This is a genomic window from Verrucomicrobiota bacterium (genome assembly GCA_034440155.1).
GTDB lineage: Bacteria > Verrucomicrobiota > Verrucomicrobiia > JAWXBN01 > JAWXBN01 > JAWXBN01.
Window position 1 is genome coordinate 1 of sequence record JAWXBN010000019.1, and the last position, 18,124, is coordinate 18,124.

The 18,124-nt window shown below is 50.6% G+C and carries 16 protein-coding genes; 11 read left to right on the forward strand and 5 right to left on the reverse strand.

All coding sequences use genetic code 11. From position 1 onward, the window contains the following. Nucleotides 1-346: 346 nt before the first annotated feature. Nucleotides 347-481 (reverse strand): hypothetical protein, encoded by a 135-nt coding sequence (locus SGI98_01935; GenBank protein ID MDZ4742162.1) that lies wholly within the window; start codon nt 479-481, stop codon nt 347-349. A 24-nt stretch (nt 482-505) separates the two neighbouring features. Here SGI98_01935 and SGI98_01940 point away from each other — a divergent pair, with 24 nt between their 5' ends. The 7 genes from SGI98_01940 to SGI98_01970 all read left to right on the forward strand — a co-directional run bounded on the left by SGI98_01940 (nt 506) and on the right by SGI98_01970 (nt 7,918). Beyond that, nucleotides 506-709: a hypothetical protein gene (locus SGI98_01940; protein MDZ4742163.1), complete on the forward strand. Its 204-nt coding sequence runs from the start codon at nt 506-508 to the stop codon at nt 707-709. Nucleotides 710-905: 196 nt separating this feature from the next. Further along, a complete protein-coding gene (locus tag SGI98_01945) occupies nt 906-1,247 on the forward strand; it encodes a hypothetical protein (protein MDZ4742164.1) in 342 nt (113 codons plus the stop codon). A gap of 36 nt (nt 1,248-1,283) precedes the next feature. Next, nucleotides 1,284-2,369, forward strand: a complete 1,086-nt coding sequence (locus SGI98_01950; GenBank protein ID MDZ4742165.1) for a 3D domain-containing protein — start codon at nt 1,284-1,286, stop codon at nt 2,367-2,369. A 134-nt stretch (nt 2,370-2,503) separates the two neighbouring features. Then, nucleotides 2,504-3,508, forward strand: a complete 1,005-nt coding sequence (locus tag SGI98_01955; protein MDZ4742166.1) for an AAA family ATPase — start codon at nt 2,504-2,506, stop codon at nt 3,506-3,508. Nucleotides 3,509-3,510: 2 nt separating this feature from the next. Beyond that, complete coding sequence (locus tag SGI98_01960) at nt 3,511-5,466, forward strand: hypothetical protein (GenBank protein ID MDZ4742167.1); 1,956 nt, start codon at nt 3,511-3,513, stop codon at nt 5,464-5,466. After that, entirely contained in the window at nt 5,463-6,494 is a 1,032-nt protein-coding gene (locus SGI98_01965; protein MDZ4742168.1) for an ABC transporter ATP-binding protein, read from the forward strand. Before SGI98_01960 ends, SGI98_01965 begins: the two co-directional genes overlap by 4 nt. Then, entirely contained in the window at nt 6,491-7,918 is a 1,428-nt protein-coding gene (locus tag SGI98_01970) for a hypothetical protein (GenBank protein ID MDZ4742169.1), read from the forward strand. The genes SGI98_01965 and SGI98_01970 overlap by 4 nt, the downstream gene beginning before the upstream one ends. 267 nt (nt 7,919-8,185) lie before the next feature. Here SGI98_01970 and SGI98_01975 read toward each other — a convergent pair whose 3' ends face one another. Then, nucleotides 8,186-8,584 carry an AraC family transcriptional regulator gene (locus SGI98_01975; GenBank protein ID MDZ4742170.1) on the reverse strand — a complete coding sequence of 133 codons (399 nt, stop codon included), beginning with the start codon at nt 8,582-8,584 and terminating at the stop codon, nt 8,186-8,188. Between the two features lie 27 nt (nt 8,585-8,611). After that, entirely contained in the window at nt 8,612-8,875 is a 264-nt protein-coding gene (locus SGI98_01980; GenBank protein ID MDZ4742171.1) for an AraC family ligand binding domain-containing protein, read from the reverse strand. A gap of 220 nt (nt 8,876-9,095) precedes the next feature. Between SGI98_01980 and SGI98_01985 the strand changes: the two genes are divergently transcribed. After that, on the forward strand, nt 9,096-11,321 hold the full coding sequence (locus tag SGI98_01985) for a glycoside hydrolase family 127 protein (GenBank protein ID MDZ4742172.1): 2,226 nt from the start codon (nt 9,096-9,098) through the stop codon (nt 11,319-11,321). 43 nt (nt 11,322-11,364) lie between these two features. Here SGI98_01985 and SGI98_01990 read toward each other — a convergent pair whose 3' ends face one another. Beyond that, complete coding sequence (locus SGI98_01990) at nt 11,365-11,715, reverse strand: hypothetical protein (protein ID MDZ4742173.1); 351 nt, start codon at nt 11,713-11,715, stop codon at nt 11,365-11,367. 104 nt (nt 11,716-11,819) lie between these two features. Between SGI98_01990 and SGI98_01995 the strand changes: the two genes are divergently transcribed. Continuing rightward, the gene (locus SGI98_01995) at nt 11,820-12,659 is read left to right on the forward strand and encodes a xylose isomerase (GenBank protein ID MDZ4742174.1); all 840 of its coding nucleotides are present in this window, start codon (nt 11,820-11,822) and stop codon (nt 12,657-12,659) included. Nucleotides 12,660-12,834: 175 nt separating this feature from the next. Continuing rightward, nucleotides 12,835-14,052 carry a class I SAM-dependent rRNA methyltransferase gene (locus tag SGI98_02000; protein ID MDZ4742175.1) on the forward strand — a complete coding sequence of 406 codons (1,218 nt, stop codon included), beginning with the start codon at nt 12,835-12,837 and terminating at the stop codon, nt 14,050-14,052. 31 nt (nt 14,053-14,083) lie between these two features. Here the strand turns inward: SGI98_02000 and SGI98_02005 are convergent, their stop codons facing one another. Further along, complete coding sequence (locus SGI98_02005) at nt 14,084-15,883, reverse strand: ATP-binding protein (protein ID MDZ4742176.1); 1,800 nt, start codon at nt 15,881-15,883, stop codon at nt 14,084-14,086. A gap of 258 nt (nt 15,884-16,141) precedes the next feature. Here SGI98_02005 and SGI98_02010 point away from each other — a divergent pair, with 258 nt between their 5' ends. After that, a complete protein-coding gene (locus SGI98_02010; protein ID MDZ4742177.1) occupies nt 16,142-17,449 on the forward strand; it encodes a glycoside hydrolase family 30 protein in 1,308 nt (435 codons plus the stop codon). Nucleotides 17,450-18,124: the final 675 nt, after the last annotated feature.

Below are 18,124 nucleotides of genomic sequence, written 5' to 3' on the forward strand. Positions count from 1 at the left end.
CAGTGCTGTGGTGAACCCCTTTTTCTGTAGGGCGAGCGGCCCTGCTTGCCGAATGCCGGATGGAACCAGAGAAACTCTGGCCCGTAGCAACCGAGCCGGTCGCCCTACACGCGGAAAATCATGGGCCTTTGCGTGAAACTTATTTTTCCCAGAACGTTACGGGGAAGCATCCTCGGTCCCCGCGTGTTTCACCGCCATTTTCGCGCAAATTGTCCCGGCTGGCGGATAATCGGGAGGGGATGATGTCAGCGGGCATAAGCGAGCGGTTCCTGACGGTCGCGGAGAGTGGCACGGCCATCTTGGCCGTGTTTTTTCCGATCCCGCGGGGGAGACGCCCGTGCCACTTTCACCGCCATTTCTGAGCAAATTGCTCCGGAGGTGTTTGGGGTCGGAATGGTTCCATCGGGCGGGGATGCACGGGCTGGACAATCGGAAGATTATCCCTCCAGTTGCGCGCACAAATTTCTCCTTTTGCGTTCATCGGAGGACTTGTGCCAGGGAAGAGATGTTACGATGTCGGATAAGGTATTTCGCGGACGGGGCGGTACTGGGGAGCCGGGAATTTGTGGAGAATGTCTTTGAGCGGAATCGGAAACTCTATGGTCAGAAAAGACAAGAAGGAGCCCGACCCATGAAAGGGGCCGCCCAATGGGGCGACCTCATGACCGTCCGCGATCTACGACTGGATACAATCACTGTTTCCGCGTAAGAAGAAAGAATAGTGAAATAGGGCAGGCTGAGATTTAAGATTATTTTTCCAGCAAATCGCTCCCGCAGGCAAGTGAGGGCCTTTACCGAGATGAAAGATGGATGGAAAATAATTTCCCCGGAGTAAAAAGGCTTTATCATTCTGAAAAAAATGCTTCTATATTTCATCTCGAATCCCAATCCAACCCGCTCTAATTATGAAAATAAAATCGCTCTTTTTTACTGTGCTCTTGATGGGCCTCAGCATCTCCTCCACCCTGGCTGGCGGGAGTATTGAATGGGTTGAAGCCTCGAAAAAAATCGCCAAGGACGATCGGGATTTTGTCAAAATCATTAACCACCATTTCAAAGTCGATGAAATCGGGAGTGCCGTCAGGATCGGGACGGATACCCCAAACAAGGGCGAACGTGTCGCTCCTTATACTTTTGATGCGGTTTTTATAAAAACCGGAGAAATGTACACCTTGGTGCTCCAGCCTAACGAGGACTACTCCATCACACACCGTTACACGGTCCAATGGACTCCCCTTAAAAAGTAGTCGATCCCCGGTCGAATTACCCACCCCTATCCGCTTATGAAATATTTAAATCATATTTTACTGTATCCATCCGTTACTCTTTTATCGCTCCTCATTTTCTCGGGCGGGTGCTCGAAACAAGAATCCCCCGAAAAGCCGGGCGCCGCAGAAAAATCCATATCATCACTAAATGAGTCAGTCCCTAAAACCCCGGTCGAAGAACCCCCTTTCTTGAGCGAGGACGGTAAAATCATTATTACAAAAATGATTAAGGAAGATAAAATCATTCCCAAGGGTAAAGAAGGGGCCAAATGGACCGGCCCGGGTAAATTCACCCTTTATTATATGGAGCAGATCGACATGCGTACTGCGCCAAAAACGGTAAAAGAGACCGCCAAAATGGCTGATGGGAAAAGGGTAAGCTTCTACTGGTCGGGCACAGATTCCCGAAATGCCCACATGGAAGCCACCGTCGAAGTCATTGACCGCAAAGGTACGCGCCGTATCGGCACACGTATGGACGATGGAAGCTGGGTGGAGCTCGATCAAGATTCTTATGGGTTAGGTAATAAAATGAACCCTTTGGCCCCTTGGCGTCATGTCGCAGCAGACCAATCCCTCTATCCATTCGGCAGCCGACTCTACGTCCCTTTGTCTGACGGCAAAGATAATCAAAAAGTGCGTAAGGAACCCCTTGATGGATTTTTCTGGGTCGCCGACACTGGTGGTGCCATCAAGGGCAATTTGCGCTTTGATGTCTATGTCGGCTCGGAAAGTGTTTTTCATGAAATGGGTCATAATGCCCCCACAAAAAGGGTCGAGGCACGGATCGAACCCCCTCCGTCCCTGCCCACTGCTTGGAAGCCGGTCAATAAGGATAACATTAAAAAAATCCTCCAAGGCATTGGATTGTTGCCGGCGGGGAAACCCTCGGATGAGGATTATAAAATAGCCCTGACAAAATTCCAGAAACAATTCAAACGTATCCCCGTTCAGGAACTCGGCAATGACCGCTCTGCCGTCACATACTGGTATCTCTCCCAAGCCGCCAAACAATTAATCGAGGCTGACAAAATCACCAAGGCCGCGGGCAAGGTGGACGCCAAACCTTTACCCGATGAGAAGAAAAAGGAAAAAGGGTAGCCGGTGACCTGTTAGTCGGATCCAGTGTAAAGGGGCGTATCCATGAGCTGTGGCTTTGCCGGGGAAAGTACGCCGCTTAAAAAAGGCTTTTTTACTGGCGGGGGACAAGTGGCTCTGGTAGAAAGTCTGAGAATATGGATGAAGAGCAACTTGCTGCGGACAAAGAAAAACTCCAACGCCTCCGGCAATCCCTAAATACTGTTCTCTTTGGTCAAGCGGAGCTGATCGACTCCGTGATAATCGGACTCTTGGCCCGCGGGCATATCCTGCTGGAGGGTCTTCCCGGCCTCGGCAAAACCCAGCTCGTTAAAGGCCTGAGTGCCGCCCTCGCCTTAAATTCCAAACGTATCCAATTCACCCCCGACCTGCTGCCGGGTGATATTACGGGGAATCCCATTCTGCAAGAAGTCGACGGACGTAGGCAATTTATTTTCCAGCCTGGACCCTTGTTTGCAAACCTGGTCTTGGCGGATGAGATCAACCGCGCTTCGCCCAAAACCCAATCCGCCTTACTCGAGGCCATGCAAGAGGCGCGTGTGACAGTCATGGGTGAGACACATGCATTACCTACCCCGTTTTTTGTGTTGGCGACACAGAACCCGATCGAGCTAGAGGGGACCTATCCCTTGCCGGAAGCGCAGCTCGACCGTTTCCTTTTTAAACTCGATGTCGGACGTGGCAGTGTCGAGGTCTTGCAACAAATCATTCTTCACCGCGAGATCGGTATCGACCCGGTAATCACCCCGGTGCTTTCCCATGATGAATTGATCCATTTGATCGCCGCCACTCGGAAAATTTTCATGCCGGAGGTGGTCGCAAATTATATCGCGCGGGTCGTTGATGCGACGCACCCCGGGCAAATTGCTGCGTCAAAAGCGGTTAAATACGGGGCCAGCCCTCGAGCGGCCCTCGCTCTGGCGGCAGCCAGTAAAGCCCGTGCCTTGCTTGAGGGGCGCTTGAATGCGAGCTTTGAAGACGTGCGTGCCCTCGCCCGTGCCGTGCTCCAACATAGAATCATCCTTGAATATACGGCTAAGCTCGAAGGACTCACGACGGCAAAGGTCGTCGAGCAAATTTTGCAAGAGATCCCGGCACAACCACTTTCCTCGCCAAAGACGCTCAGTTCGGCCAAAATGTAACCATGCAAAGCCCTCCCTTCTCCCGCTTTCTGATGCTAGCCGCCATTGTCTGGTGCGCATGGGTTTCCTTCGGCGGGGTGACGAATGCCTATGATAAGGCGATCCCAGTGAGTTTTGATAAATCTAAAGGTGTGGACATCGGGATTACGACGGCTTATGAAAATGTTCCTTCTACCGGATTTGTCCCTTTGGAAATCCGTATCGCAAATTATTCCGGGCGCACAGTCAATTACGAACTGGCCACCCGCCCTGAATATTATGGGAATTACGACTACGGGATCGCATTCACCCAGAAATTCACGGTCCCTAATAAAACAACAAAAGTCTTTAGCATCTATGTGCCTGTGCCAAATGCCGATGACCGTTCTTATTTTAGTCCCGGGGGATTTTCTTTCCGTGGTTATGCCGTGAATAATGGGGCCGGTCATATCAGTTATCCTTCAAATAATTCCGGTGGTGGAAAACCACGGACGGGATTTATGCTTGTTAGCCAAGATATATCTGCGACATCTTGGGAGCCCACCCGCCTGTCACTGGATAGCAGTGGTCAATCCCTTTATGGCAGCTCGATTAAGCCCGAGTCATTGCCGCGCAATTGGCTCGGGTTCGCCGGGGTGGACTCGGTCTGGCTGGCAGAATCTGATTGGTCTAAAATGGCACCGGAATCACGGGAAGCACTCAAAGAATGGTTAATGCAAGGTGGCCATCTTTTTATTGCCTCCCAAAGTATTGCGGAATTTAATCTTGCCGACCTTGGGATTAAATCAGCGGGTACCGGGATCAGCACCTACCCCGCTTGGTTGGGGACGGTGACGCTTCTGCCTTGGGACGGAAAAAGCAATTTGCTCCTGCCAAATATGCAAAATGCCGCGATCACTATCCTTCTAGATCGTAACGAGCTCAATATGCAGATTTCAGAAGGATATAAGGATCAGGGAAATGCCTCATTTACTTGGCCTTTACTTTTAAAGATGCCCGATGCGGCTGCAGCAGGTTTTTTAGTTTTGATTTTTATGGTTATTTTTGCCGTGCTGGTGGGGCCGGTGAATCTCTTTGTTTTTGCACGGGACCCTTTCCGCTTCCGTCTTTTTTGGACAACCCCACTCATCTCTCTAGCCACGAGTTTATTGCTCGGGGGACTAATTCTGATCAAGGATGGTCTAGGCGCATCTGGTCAAGCCCTGACCCTTATCTACCTGCCTGCAGGAGAGAATCGTGAGGTGCGTATCCAGGAGCAGTGTACGCTGGGCGGGTTGCTCCTGAACCGGCGTTTCAAGATGGAACAACCGGCTTTCCTTGTTATGCTGAAGCTGAATAATAACTATGATAATCGCAGGGTGATGAATGTGAATGAGCTAAAGACCTACTCTGGCGACTGGTTCGCCAGCCGCTCTGTCAGTGGGCATCTGCTCGTCAGGATGGATCCTTCCCGAGCCAGGGTGGAGGTCGTGAATAAGGCGCCATTCAACGAAAAAAACCCGCCTCAAATTATTTCCTCGGTTGAAACCCCCTTGGAAGAATTTTTCTTTGTGGATGAATCGAAACAGTATTGGAAAGCCGCAAATGTCTCCAGTGGACAAAAAACGGTTCTGACACCCTCCTCCCCCGCCGCCTTTAATGAATTCCTGTCAAAATTCACCCTGAAAGCCGGGGCAAGGATCAAATCTGTGATGAGTGATGCCCTCGTTAAGGGCGCGGAAAACCATTTCTACGCAAGTTGCGCGGAGCCCAATAAACAATTGATTCCGACATTAAGCTCTATCCGTTGGCAATTTGCATCGGCCTATATCGTGGGTGAAGCCACCGGCGTGGAGAAATTCACTCCTGAGGTCAAAGTCATCCCGGTGAATGCCCCGCCTGATGTGCTGGGGAAAATGAATGAAATTCTCGGAAGCCAATCCTCGGCGACGGATACCTCCTCCCCCACAAATAACCCGCCACCGGTGGTGAGCCCATGAGCCAAGACGTCATCATCGAAGTCCATGACCTTTACCGCCGTTTCGGCCGCATCATGGCGGTTAATGGCATTTCATTCAGCGTGAAACGCGGAACGGTCGTGGGATTTATCGGGGCCAACGGGGCGGGAAAGACCACGACGATGCGGATTATGACGACCTTAGATTTTCCTAATGGAGGCATGGTCAAGGTCAGTGGTTTTGATACGGTAAATTCGCCTAATGAAGTCCGCAGGCGCATCGGATGGATGCCTGACGCTTTCGGTACATATGAAAATGTCACGGTCTGGGAGTACCTCGACTTTTTTGCGCGGGCATTTGGTTACAAAGGGGCTGACCGGCAGAAACGCCTTTTGGAGGTTATGGAATTCACCGAGCTTTCCCCGCTGGCTTCCCGTGATATGAGTAAACTCTCCAAAGGCCAGACCCAGAGGCTTTGCCTGGCGAGGACACTGATCCATGATCCGGAGTTACTCATACTCGACGAGCCAGCCGCCGGGCTTGATCCAAAGGCACGGATTGAATTCAAACAACTCGTCAATCTCCTGGCTCGTCAGGGGAAAACCGTTTTTATCAGTTCACACATCCTCTCCGAGCTCGGGGAGATGTGTGACACGCTCGTTTTTATCGATCAAGGCCGTCTCGTGCACCACGGTGATGCCCAAACCCTGAAAGCAGGTGGGGCAAAATCCCTGATTGAAGTCAAGGTATCCGAAAACGTGGAAACATTACTGAACTGGGTGTCGATGAATCCCGGGATGAAAGTGTATGAAACCATGCAAAATGGCGCACGCCTGACTTTCGAGAATCCGAGTGATGACTTTGCCCGTGAGGCATTACGCCGGATGATCCTCGACGGGATCGCCGTCAGCGATTTTCACCGGCAGGAACGTCGATTGGAAGACGTCTTTGTCGAGATGCTTAAACAATCGAATGCCCCGGCCACTACCCCGCAGCTACCGGAGAGAACCATGTCGGTGACTCCGCCGCCTTTACCCCCGCCACTGCTGACTCACCCACCCACCACATGAAATTTTCCTTTACCCATTTTACTGATCACCTCAGTCCGGTTCTCGTAAAGGAACTGCGTCAAGGCCTACGCACCCGCGCCTTTATTGCATTTTTCCTGATCCTGCAGGCACTCCTGATCCTGACTGTCTTCGGGGACTTGGGAGAATCTTTAGGGGCGTCGTCTAAGGGGAGGGGAGGCTCCTCCGAGGTTTTTTGGTTTTTTATCGGGGCCGCCCTCTTGTATTTTCTGCCCTTACGCGGTTTTTGGGCCGTGAGCACTGAGATTAAGTCGAATACTCTGGAGTTGATTTTCCTCTCCCACCTGACGGCTTGGAGGATCGTGGTGGGGAAATGGACTTCCTTGATGGCCCAGACATTCCTTTTTGTCTGTGCGGTATTGCCTTATATGTTGCTGCGGTATTTTGTCGGCGGGATTAATCTGATTGAGGATTTCCAGATTCTTTTGATCATGTTTCTGGGTTCTGCATGCCTGACTGCATTTTCGGTGGCCGTTTCCGCATTTAATTCAAAGATCGCGACGGGCCTCTTCAGTTTTGGCGGTATTATACTTATCTCCGTTTTGGGGGCATTCATCACCACTTTCGGGCGGCGGGGTACATCCATCAGTGAGTCTGATTTCTATATCATTTTTCTTTCTCTCGGCAGTCTTTTTCTGATGACGATGCTTTTGGTGGGTGCCTCGAAAATCGCACCACCTGCGGAAAATTTTGCAAAATGGAAAAGGATCATGGCCCTTTTGGGTTTGGTCATTTCTATTAGTTTTATGGCCTTTGATATCGCCCCAGAGTTATCCTTGGTTGTTGTCGCTCTTTTGACATTTTTCATCTGCTTTATTGCTCTGGGGGAGGAACCCCGTTTTATCCCGAGTATCTGTAAACCTTTTGTCAGGAAAGGGGCCTTAGGCCGTTTGTCCGGTCGTTTTTTCTACCCGGGATGGCCTTCAGGGGTGAGGTTTACCCTGTGTGTAACCGTGATTCTCTTTTTAGCGGCGAGTTTGTCTTCCGAGATAAATCACAAGTCCATTATTTTTACCCTCGCCCTCCTTGCCTCCTTATTGGCCCCGTTGGCTCTTTTAAAATTAATCCCGCTGAATTCGGAGGGAGTCGAAAGGCTCGGTTATTTCCCCTTACAAATCGGGCTTTTGATCGCTTCTTACGCGTTAATGATCTTAGCGCAAATTTTTAATGTCTGGCGCGATTTTATTGAGGTCATTATCCCCCACACGACGGTCGCCAAACTAGCCTTTGACGCAGGCCGCACGAATGACTGGGGAGTTCCCGCGGTTTATTTCGGTTTCCTTTCTGCGGCCAGCCTCGTCATCCTGATTGTCAAAATGCTCCCCCTCGACCGTAAAATGAGGGAGACCGAACAAATCGCCATCCAAGAGATCGAACAAGAAAAACAAACCACGACTGTCTCCTAGGGCCCCGATTAGTCATTCGCCGTAAATTGAAAAGATTTGAAAAGAAAATCAAATTGTTGATACAAAAATCACAGTAAATTCTTTGGGAAGTCAGGCCGTCCCAAGAGACCTTTGAGCGTCGTTATTTTGTTTATCATTTTGACACCTTCTCTGCTTGGTTCGACTGCGGCCGGTGTTGTCGGATGGCGTATCTGGGCATCCGAGCTGTATTTTTGCCGACAGGATTCGCGCCGACGAATCGTGAAAATAACAGCCCGGGATTTTGGTTTATATGATTTCAGAGAATGTGCGGCGAAATGCTCGGGGGGTACGGCCCATGACGCGGCGAAATTGCCGGGAAAAATAGTTACTGTCTGAGAATCCGCATGCCTGGGAGATGGCCGTTATCGAGTGGCTCCCGTCTTTAAGGAGTTCTCCCGCCTGTTGTACACGGAGCTTGAGCAAGTAATCTACCGAATAATGTGCCCGACATGCGAGGTCCTCTAAGCGTAGGGGATCATGAAAATGAGTCTCCATATGACTGACCGTCTGGGCTAATGGCAGTGATGAGTCGTCACCGGGCGCACGGTCCATGTAGGCCCGGCACAAGAGCGCTACATACTGACTGAATACCCCTTTTAAGACCGTCTGATAACCCAGATTCTTTTCTGTAAACTCCCTGATCATGGTGTCGATAAAATGTCGGGCCTTTGTTCAATGTGAGCCTTTGAGGCGGAGACGGTTTTTGAATATACTGGCTGGATCAAGGACAAACAAAGCATGGTACCCGGCGAGTTTCTTCAAATCCTCTGATATTGGCCGTAAAAAATCGGCAGGATCAAACATCACGTGGCATTGATGTAAGTCCTCCATTTTCTCCAAAGCGTGGGTAGCCCCGGGATTGATCACATAGACGTCGCCAGCCCGGATGATATAATCCCCACGACCTGCCTGATGTAGAGCGGTGCCCTTTGTCACGAGGACTCATTCGGTAAATTCATGGCTGTGACGAGGGAATTTCCCCATGTGGGATCGGCCAGAGACGACTTCAAACCGGAAACCTGGAACGGCTTTGAGATCCTTATACCTGAACTTTTTTGGCATGATCGGATCATGCTATATTTTGATCATAAACTCAAGGAATAGCTCGGCAAGATTATCATATGCTCTTGTGACACAATTTGGATATCCCCCCCCTATGAAATCCTCCCATCAAAACATCCTCGTCACAAAACTCACCCTCCCTCACACGCTCTGGGAGCTGCGCACTCCGAAGGTGAAGAGCGTTAAAAAAATTCCCCTCGGGAAATCCACGCAGGCTCTGGCCGCTGGTGGCATATCCGTAAAAATTAAAACTGTTTTTAATCCAAAAATGAAGGTTTTTAAGAAGGACTGCGCCGAAGTCATCATTGAATTATACAACCCCGGCGAGAAACCGGTTTCCTTCAACCTAAAGTGGACATTACCATTCCAAAACCAAAAACAGGCACCGCGCTGGCTGATTCCTTCCCTCTTCTATAAGAAAAACCCGCAAACCTTCATCGACTGGCTTCCTTCCATCGATGGGCCAAATGATGTCCCCAAACTGGTTAATGATTACTGGACCTTCCGCAGTGATCTCATGGCCGTGCCCATGGTCATGGGCTGGCAGAGTGCCCTCGGTTCTGTCGCTATGGTCATGCCCGAGCGTCAACTAGGCGCCATGACAGCCATTGGTTTCGATAATAGAGCTGGGCAATTTGCTCTGGTGGGAGCCTGGCCCCGACGGGAGGAGCCCCGTCCGCGTGATCTTTCCTGCCACACAAAGGTCGCTGAACAAGTCGCCAAAGGCGAGGAGACCTCAGAGATAGAGTACACCACACTCGACCCGAAGGAAAAGAAGGTCATTTCTTTCTGGCTCTTTGATGGGGACGAAGACCCGCACGCCTACTCCCCTATCCTCCAAGAGACTTTCGCGCGCTGGGACAGCCAATACGAGATCACGCCTTGGTATCCCACTGCGGATGCCATGCATCACGCGGCACACGGCCTCTACGTCTGGCACTACGATGATGAATATCGTTCCCTCTGGGAAACAGGCCATTATTACCCCAGTGCCGCGACAAATCCCCAACACGTTCACCGCTACGAAATGCATACGGGATTCGTCAGCGGCACTCCCTACGCGCATGCCCTGCGCCAGTACGGCCTGCGTTTTGGCCGCAAGGATGAGGCCGAGGCGGGGCGCAAATTGCTCGACCATATATGCGAGAACCTCACCCCGTGGGGCAGTTTCTGGTCTTGTTATTATAAAGAGGGCAATCGTTGGGGCAGCGGCTGGCATTCAGCCGAGGAATGGCAGACGACGCCCGGCAAACCTTCACAAGAACTCCCGGCCCGCACACTGGCTGACGCCACACTTTACACTGCCCGTGCAGCCTTGGCAGAAAAAGCGAATCTCAAAAGTAAAAAGCTCTGGACCGATGCCGTCATTAAAAACTGTGACTTTGTCAAACGCATCCAGCGCAAAGACGGAAATCCCGGGCAGGGCTATGACAAGGACGACGGGCACGTCATTTACTGGGAAAGTCACGAAGGCCTCCTCTGGATCGCCGCACTCGTCGAGGGTTATCGCCTGACCGGGGAAAAATCCTATCTGGAAACAGCCTGCCAGGCGGGGCGTTATTACGAAACAGCGGTTCGTGACGCCTACATCGTCGGCGCACCCGAAGGGACTCGTTATCAGCCCACCTCTGAGGACCCGATGAATGGAATCATCTCCTACGTGAACCTGTGGATGGAGACAGGCGACAAACTCTGGCTCGAGCTAGCAGGGCTCTGCGGTGAATTCCTCATGACCTATCGCTGGCAGTATAATGCCGTCTTCCCCGCCTTGAGCACCTGCGGCATATACAAGATGAAAACCAAAGGCTGGGACATCTCCTCACCGAATAACGTTTGTCTCCACCCTTACGGTCTGGGCTGTGTCCCCGAGATGATCGAGCTCTGGAAAGCTACCGGCGACGCCTATCTCATGAAGCAGAATGCAAATTGCATTTTGGCCCTGCACCAGATGATGCCGCCGTATGACGGGTGTCTGGATGCCAAACGCGGCATGATGACCGAGCGTTATTACCAGACCCAGGATGACGGGGGCAAGGGACAGATCATGCCCGTGGCCCATAGTTGGTGTACAGGGCTCATCCTTCTGACGGGACTGACCCTGCAAGACAAAGGCCATCTCTACCTTGAGGAGGCCACGGGTGCACTCTTCGTCTGTGAAGCCGTGACTGTGCGCAAATTGCGCGGAGGTTATGAAATCACTAACCCCTGGATGACCGACCTGACACTCAAGCTTGTCGTCCGCAAAACCAAGGGCTCAAAGAAAAAGTATCCCGCGCAAATTGTGCTGAAAGCTGGCGAGATAACCACGCTCAAAACCTGAGTCGGTCCCGGTCAGATTTCCTTTTTTTCACCCTCCTAAAGGACTAAAGGAGTTTCATATCGGTTAATATATAATCCGTGATGTCCCAGGCGTCTTTACCCGTGAGTCCGTCCCCTTTCCAAAAGGGAGCATCGGGGTCCTTGACCACCCCGGTTTCCAGACCGATGGCCGAATTCCAGATTTTGAACGTGGAACACGGGCTGAGCTTTTCAGAGCAGGCGATGGTGTCCGAGCAGAAAGTCTCCCCGGTCGTGCAATCGTTCAGGACAAAGGCCGCAGTCTTTCCATTAAAAGATTTTTCCAAAGTGCTTTGAGGGATCGTTAATGCTTGTTTTCCTGAATACAATCCGGATACGGTCGCGAGGAAAAACAGGGAGAGGAGGCTTATCTTCATCTATGAGTTATAGGGGCGGAATGAGGGATTTTGGAAGATTTGACGAGTGATAGGATTTTTTTTGCCGTGACGAGATCTGCGGAGTGGACTATACCCACCAGACGATGACTAAACTCTCCTCAAAAACAAAACCCAAGCTCCTGTGTTTCGGTGGGGCATGGGGAATCATGGATGATCCTCAACACCGAGGGATCACGCGCCGCGAGGCCATGATGATGAATAAAAAAGCGGGTTTTGACGGTGTCGCTGTCGGTGCAGACGGGGAAATGATCCGTGAGACTTATGAGATCGGGCTGGAACGTCTCACCGGTATCAGCTGTAATGAAGAAACTTTTCCCGGCCAGTTATTGCTGGGGCATTCGACAAATTCCCGCCGGATCAATGTCCAATTCTACGATCATGACACTCCCCCGAAAGTCGCAGTGAGGGGCTGGCTCAAACTCGAGAAATTTGCCGAACAACTCGGGGCCAATGTCGATCTGGAGGTTCACCGGGACACATGCACGGAGACGCCGGAGAAAACGTGGGAGATTGCGGAGCGTTACCACCAGGCGACCGGGCGTATGATCCGTATGAATTTTGATTTTTCGCATTTTGCCTTGGTTAAACACATCGGAACCCCGTATGCCTCCCGGCTCCTCGACCGGCCCGAGCTCATCCAAAATGCGCGACAACTCCACTTGCGCGCCTTTAACGGGCACCATTGCCAGATCGCAGTGCTCGACGGACGTGGCAAGCTGACTCCCGAGGGTCGCGACTACCTTGATTTTGTCGATGCCCTACTGAAATGCTGGCTTAAAGGCGCAAAACCCGGGGATGAACTCTGCATCCTGCCCGAGCAACTCACTTGGGCCGGATACCAGCTCACTACTTTCCCACCCGTCTGGGGCGACATGTGTGCGATCATGCACCAAGCCCGCAAGACCTGGGCGGAAGCCCTCTGATATCCCATTTTCACGCACAAGGTTTGCCTTCCTCATCCATTTAAGGGGAACAAAGCAAATTGTTCTTCTCACCGGGGTTGTTGTTGTTAGGGTCGGGTGTGGTTATGCAAAATACTTTATTCATATTATGTGTTGGACGGGCAGTTTCCTCCTGTGATAACGGAGAGATTTGTTTATGAGTGGTGCCCGGGTCCAACGCCTGCGTATCCGAGTCAAACCGTCCGTGGAAGGGCATGTGCGGTGGGGGCATCCCTGGATTTACGCGGAGAGTATCCGGGAAGTGAACCGGGAAGGAGCCTGCGGGGAAACGGCGGTGATCTACGACCGTAAGGATGAATTCCTCGCCGCCGGGCTGTATGACCCGCATTCCCCCATCCGTGTGCGTCTGCTCGTCCGGGGGAAACCTGAGAATATTAATACCGCCTTTTTTAAAAGGAGGCTCCAAGAGGCTACAGCAAAAAGAAAACATTTTGCCCGGGAACAAACAGATGGGTACCGCATTGTCCATGGAGAAAATGACGGATTGCCGGGGTTTGTCATCGACCGTTATGCCGATACGATCGTGGTAAAGTTTTATACAGCGATCTGGTTTATCCATTGGGATGTCATCCGGCCACTGCTGGAGGAGCTTTTCCCCGGAATGCGCTGCGTGATCCGTTTCAGCCGCAATATCCAGTTACTCGCCCATGAAAAAATGAAATGGTCCGACGGGCAAATCCTTATGGGTAAACCGCTTGCAGGTCCTGTTGACTTCCAGGAAAATGGGATCCATTTCGAGGCCGACGTTTTGCGCGGGCAGAAAACCGGGTTTTTCCTCGACCAACGCGAGAATCGCCAGAAGGTGCGCGAATTATCCAAAGGTAGACGGGTCTTAAATCTTTTTAGTTTTACCGGAGGGTTTTCCCTTTATGCGGCGGCTGGGGGAGCGCGGGAAACCACGGATATCGATATCAGCAAACATGCTTTGGATAGTGCCCGGAGGAATTTCGAACTTAACTCGGCGAACGCAGCTGTGAGAGCATCGAAAAACCATTTTATCAAGGCAGATGCCTTGGAGTGGATCGCTGAGGATTTAAAACAATCTTTTGATCTGGTTATCATTGATCCTCCGTCGATGGCTAAACGTGAATTAGAAAAAACGGGGGCCATCCGGGCTTATACCCGGCTCGCGCGCCAAGGGGCATTACGGTTATATCCGGGAGGCATCCTGCTGGCGGCATCATGCTCAGCCCATGTCACCGAGGAAGAGTTTTTCGCCGCTGCCCAGGAGGGTGTCTCGTCAACAGGTCGCGCCTTTGAAGTGATCCACCAGTCCGCCCACCCTTTGGATCATCCGGCCACCTACCCCGAAGCCCGTTACCTCAAAGCCATTTATTTCCTCCTGAAAAGCTGAACTCGGTAAAAAACAGTTAATGGATAACTTTTCATCGAGGAACGGTCGGGGCTATCACCTTTAAGTCAGTAAAGGCCCCGTGCACTTTTCCTAAAAGATCGCTGGGACAGAAGGGTTTTTCCAGAAAGTTTGACATGCTCATATCAACACTAAAACCTTCAAGCAGGGGACCCGGATATCCGGACATAAAGACGACTTTTAATGACGGCCAATATTGTTTTAACCCTTTATAAAGCTCTTGCCCGTTCATTTTTGGCATGACCACATCCGTCAGGAGCAAATCGACTGGATGATCCGAGGTGATGGACAGCGCCAAGGCACTCTCTCCGTCCATCGCCGTATAGACATTAAAGCCTGAGTCGATAAGAATCTTTCGGCACATAGTCAGGATGATCATATTATCCTCGACGAGTAGAATGGTTTTTTTATGGGGGAGCGCGTAGGGGACAGGATGAGTCAGGGTTGATTGATGATCTGGCTGTTCCCCGGTTGATGCCACAAGAGGGAGGTAAATCCGGAAACAGCTTCCGTCTCCAGGCGTACTGGTCACACCCAAGAGCCCGTCATGTTGGCGGATGATTTCCATAGCTGTGGACAGGCCTAGTCCGGTTCCCTTGCCGATGTCTTTGGTGGTGAAAAATGGCTCGAAAAGACGGCTTAATACATTCGCATCCATGCCATGACCAGTATCGCTGACTTGAATCACGAAGTAGGAACCGGGTTTACCCTCCGGAAGGTCGTCCGCTTCCGAAATGGTTACCTCCTCGAGGGACGTGGTGAGGGTGATTTTGCCGCCATTGTCCATGGCATCCCTAGCATTGATGACCAAGTTAATGATGACTTGTTGGATTTGGGTTGTGTCCACATTGACCAAGAGATCATCTGCCACAGGGTCTAGGATGATCTTAAAGATGATATCCTCCCGTGTCAGGCGCTGGATGACTTTTGTGATATTCTGGATCATCTTGTTTGCATGGACTGGCAAAAGTTTCATCAATTTTTTACGCCCGTAAGATAAAAGTTGGCTCACGACTTCATTCGCCCTCTGGGCGGCCTCCAACACAATGGAGAGATCCTCGTGGATGCGAGACCCTTTTTTGGATTCCTCCAGGATTTGAGTCGTATAATAGATAATAGGAGTCAGCAGATTATTAAAATCATGGGCGATACCCCCGGCCAAGCGCCCGATGGACTCCACCTTTTGGGATTGAATGAGTTGTTCCCGGATTTTTTCACGGTCATGCTCCGCCTGTTTCCGCGCAGTGATATCAATGATTGCCGTCCGGCATTGTTTTCCTGATCCGGCAAGACATGACTCGATCCTGACAAAACATGGTTTATGGCCGTCCGCGTCCGGCAGTCCCACCTTATGGTCGGCTCCCGTGATGATCTCCACCTCGCAGAAGGCTTTTCCTTTGCTTTCGAAGGCATGTTTGAGGAATTCATCAAAAACGGGGCGTGAATCACTGCAAATAAAATCAACAAAACGCTGTTGGATCAATCGCGGACGTTGTGCATCTAGGAGGTTGGCAATAGTGAGATTTGCATGGAGAATGACTCCGTGGGTGTCGAGGGTCATGTACCCGATGGGTGAAAAATCATAGAGCTCGGTGTATTCCCGGAGACCGGCTTGGATATTTTCTTTATCTTGGTGCAGCTGCTCATTCTGCATTTCGAGCTCGATCTGGTGGATCTCCAGCTCTTGGATCAGTATCAAGTTGTCCAGATGTTCCGATGCTTTGGATGCATTCCGAGGATTTTTTTGAAATTTTTCTTCGGCACGCTGGCGCAAACTGGCGGATGTATCTGACTTTTTAATGGGATTTTCCATAACGATATTAGACGATCTTTTCCGATGATCAAGGCTAACGCCGAGTTCATGCTTTAGTGTCTGCCAATAAAAAATAGAATACAAGACTAAAGATTAAATCAGGCTTGCTCTCTTTTTTTTCACCGCATACCACTCCAGCCTTTCACCGGCATCTCGATCCCCATTAAAAATGGCTTGTGCATTTAAAAATACTGGCGGACAAACGAGTATCCGCTAGGGTTTATCACCGACTAAAATAACATTTATCCCCTATTATTTATGAATCAAATCGAAATTACCCATATCAGCACCACACCTGAGAGTCGTTGGAAAAAACAAAAAGTGCAAATTGCCTCCGGAAAAAAATCGAACCTTTATCTGGACGGTTCACTCCACCAGACTTTCGAAGGATTCGGCGGTTGTTTTAATGAATTAGGTTGGATCGCCTTGGAAAAATTATCCGTGGCCGACCGGAAAAAGGTTTTGGATGAACTCTTTGATCCGAAAGCCGGGTGCCGATTTAATTTCTGCCGGATGCCTATTGGTGCCAGCGATTACGGGGCGGAGTGGTATAGCCTGAATGAGAACGAGGGTGACTTCGCCATGAAGAAATTCTCGATCAAACGTGATGAAGAAATTTTGATCCCTTACATCCGCGAGGCGCTCAAACGCCGCAAAGACTTAAAAATCTTCGCCTCCCCCTGGAGCCCGCCCACTTGGATGAAGTTCCCAAAAGTCTATAACTATGGTACACTCATCTGGAAGCCTGAGTACCTCTGTGCTTATGCACTGTATTTTGTGAAATTTATCGCAGCCTATGCAAAACAAGGCATCCGGATCGACCAGATCCATGTGCAAAATGAGCCGGTCGCCGACCAGAAATTCCCTTCCTGCCTCTGGACGGGGATTCAGATGAAAGAATTTATCCGCGACTATCTCGCGCCCGCATTTAAAAAAGCCGGAGTCTCGGCGGAAATCTGGCTCGGGACACTGAATACCGATGATTATAATCATTTTATCCATGCCGTACTCAGCGATCCTAAAGCCCTCGCAGCGATTACCGGGGTCGGATTCCAATGGGCCGGGAAAGGCGCGATTGCCCGTACCGAGGAGAGTTGGCCCGGTATCAAGCTCATGCAAACGGAAAATGAATGTGGTGATGGCAAGAATAGCTGGGATTACGCCATCTACATTCATGAACTCATCCGTCATTACCTCAGCCACGGGGCGAATGCCTACGTGTATTGGAATATGGTGCTCGAGCCCCGCGGGAAAAGCTCTTGGGGCTGGGAACAAAATTCCATGGTCGTGGTCGATCCTAAAACGAGGAAGGCGACCTATACACCCGAATACTATGTCATGAAACATTTCTCGCATTATATTAATCCGGGAGCCGAACGCCTCGGTCTCGCTGGATCATGGACGAGTAATTCCACGGCATTCCAGAATCCTGACGGGTCTGTCGTGCTCAATGTGTGTAATCCCCATGCCCAAGCCCAGGAACTCACCTTTCAGCTCACGGAATCAAAAGTCTTCCGTATCCGACTGGAAGGACAATCATTAAATACCGTGGTCTTGAAAGTATAATGAGACTGACTGCTGCCTGAGAAAGTCAGATGTTATTTTCCGCAAACTGATCATAAGGCAGTGGGAAAAGGGTGAGTCACTGATATTTCAAGGGGCGACGCAAATTGCGCCTGCTCTTTTGAGGACTTCTCCCAAAAATCCTTACGACACAATAGAGCACAAATCAGAAGTTTAACGTCGAAAAATTAAAATTCCATAAGACAACAATTCAAAATACGCTGATGATCCGTAAGGAAGTTTGTATAAATACATACTCGGATGGACACAGACTTTTCTTAAGCCCAAACGGGGCAAAACCATACCAGCCCACGGGCAACGCCTTGGGTTTATCATCAAAAAAACAACCAGAGCCCTCTAGTGGCGACCCACTCGTCGGACTCCGGGATTTATGTGAGATTCCTTGTTTTCACCGCGCAATTTGCTCGGCGACGTTCACCTAGGCACACAAAACATCCAAAGATTTTTCCGACCGGAGGGATCAATCTCCCGTTTATCACTTTTATATGTGGAAAAACCTCAGATTCCATAAGATCACACTTCTGAAATCTCATATGATCAGAGTTAAAGTTTTTAACACCTTGGCCGTAATACCGTTTCAGCACCGTTGCCCCGCTCGCATCCCGCTGCTCTACGGGTTGTGTCCCGCCTGCCCATAGGAATTTATTTGTCGTGACC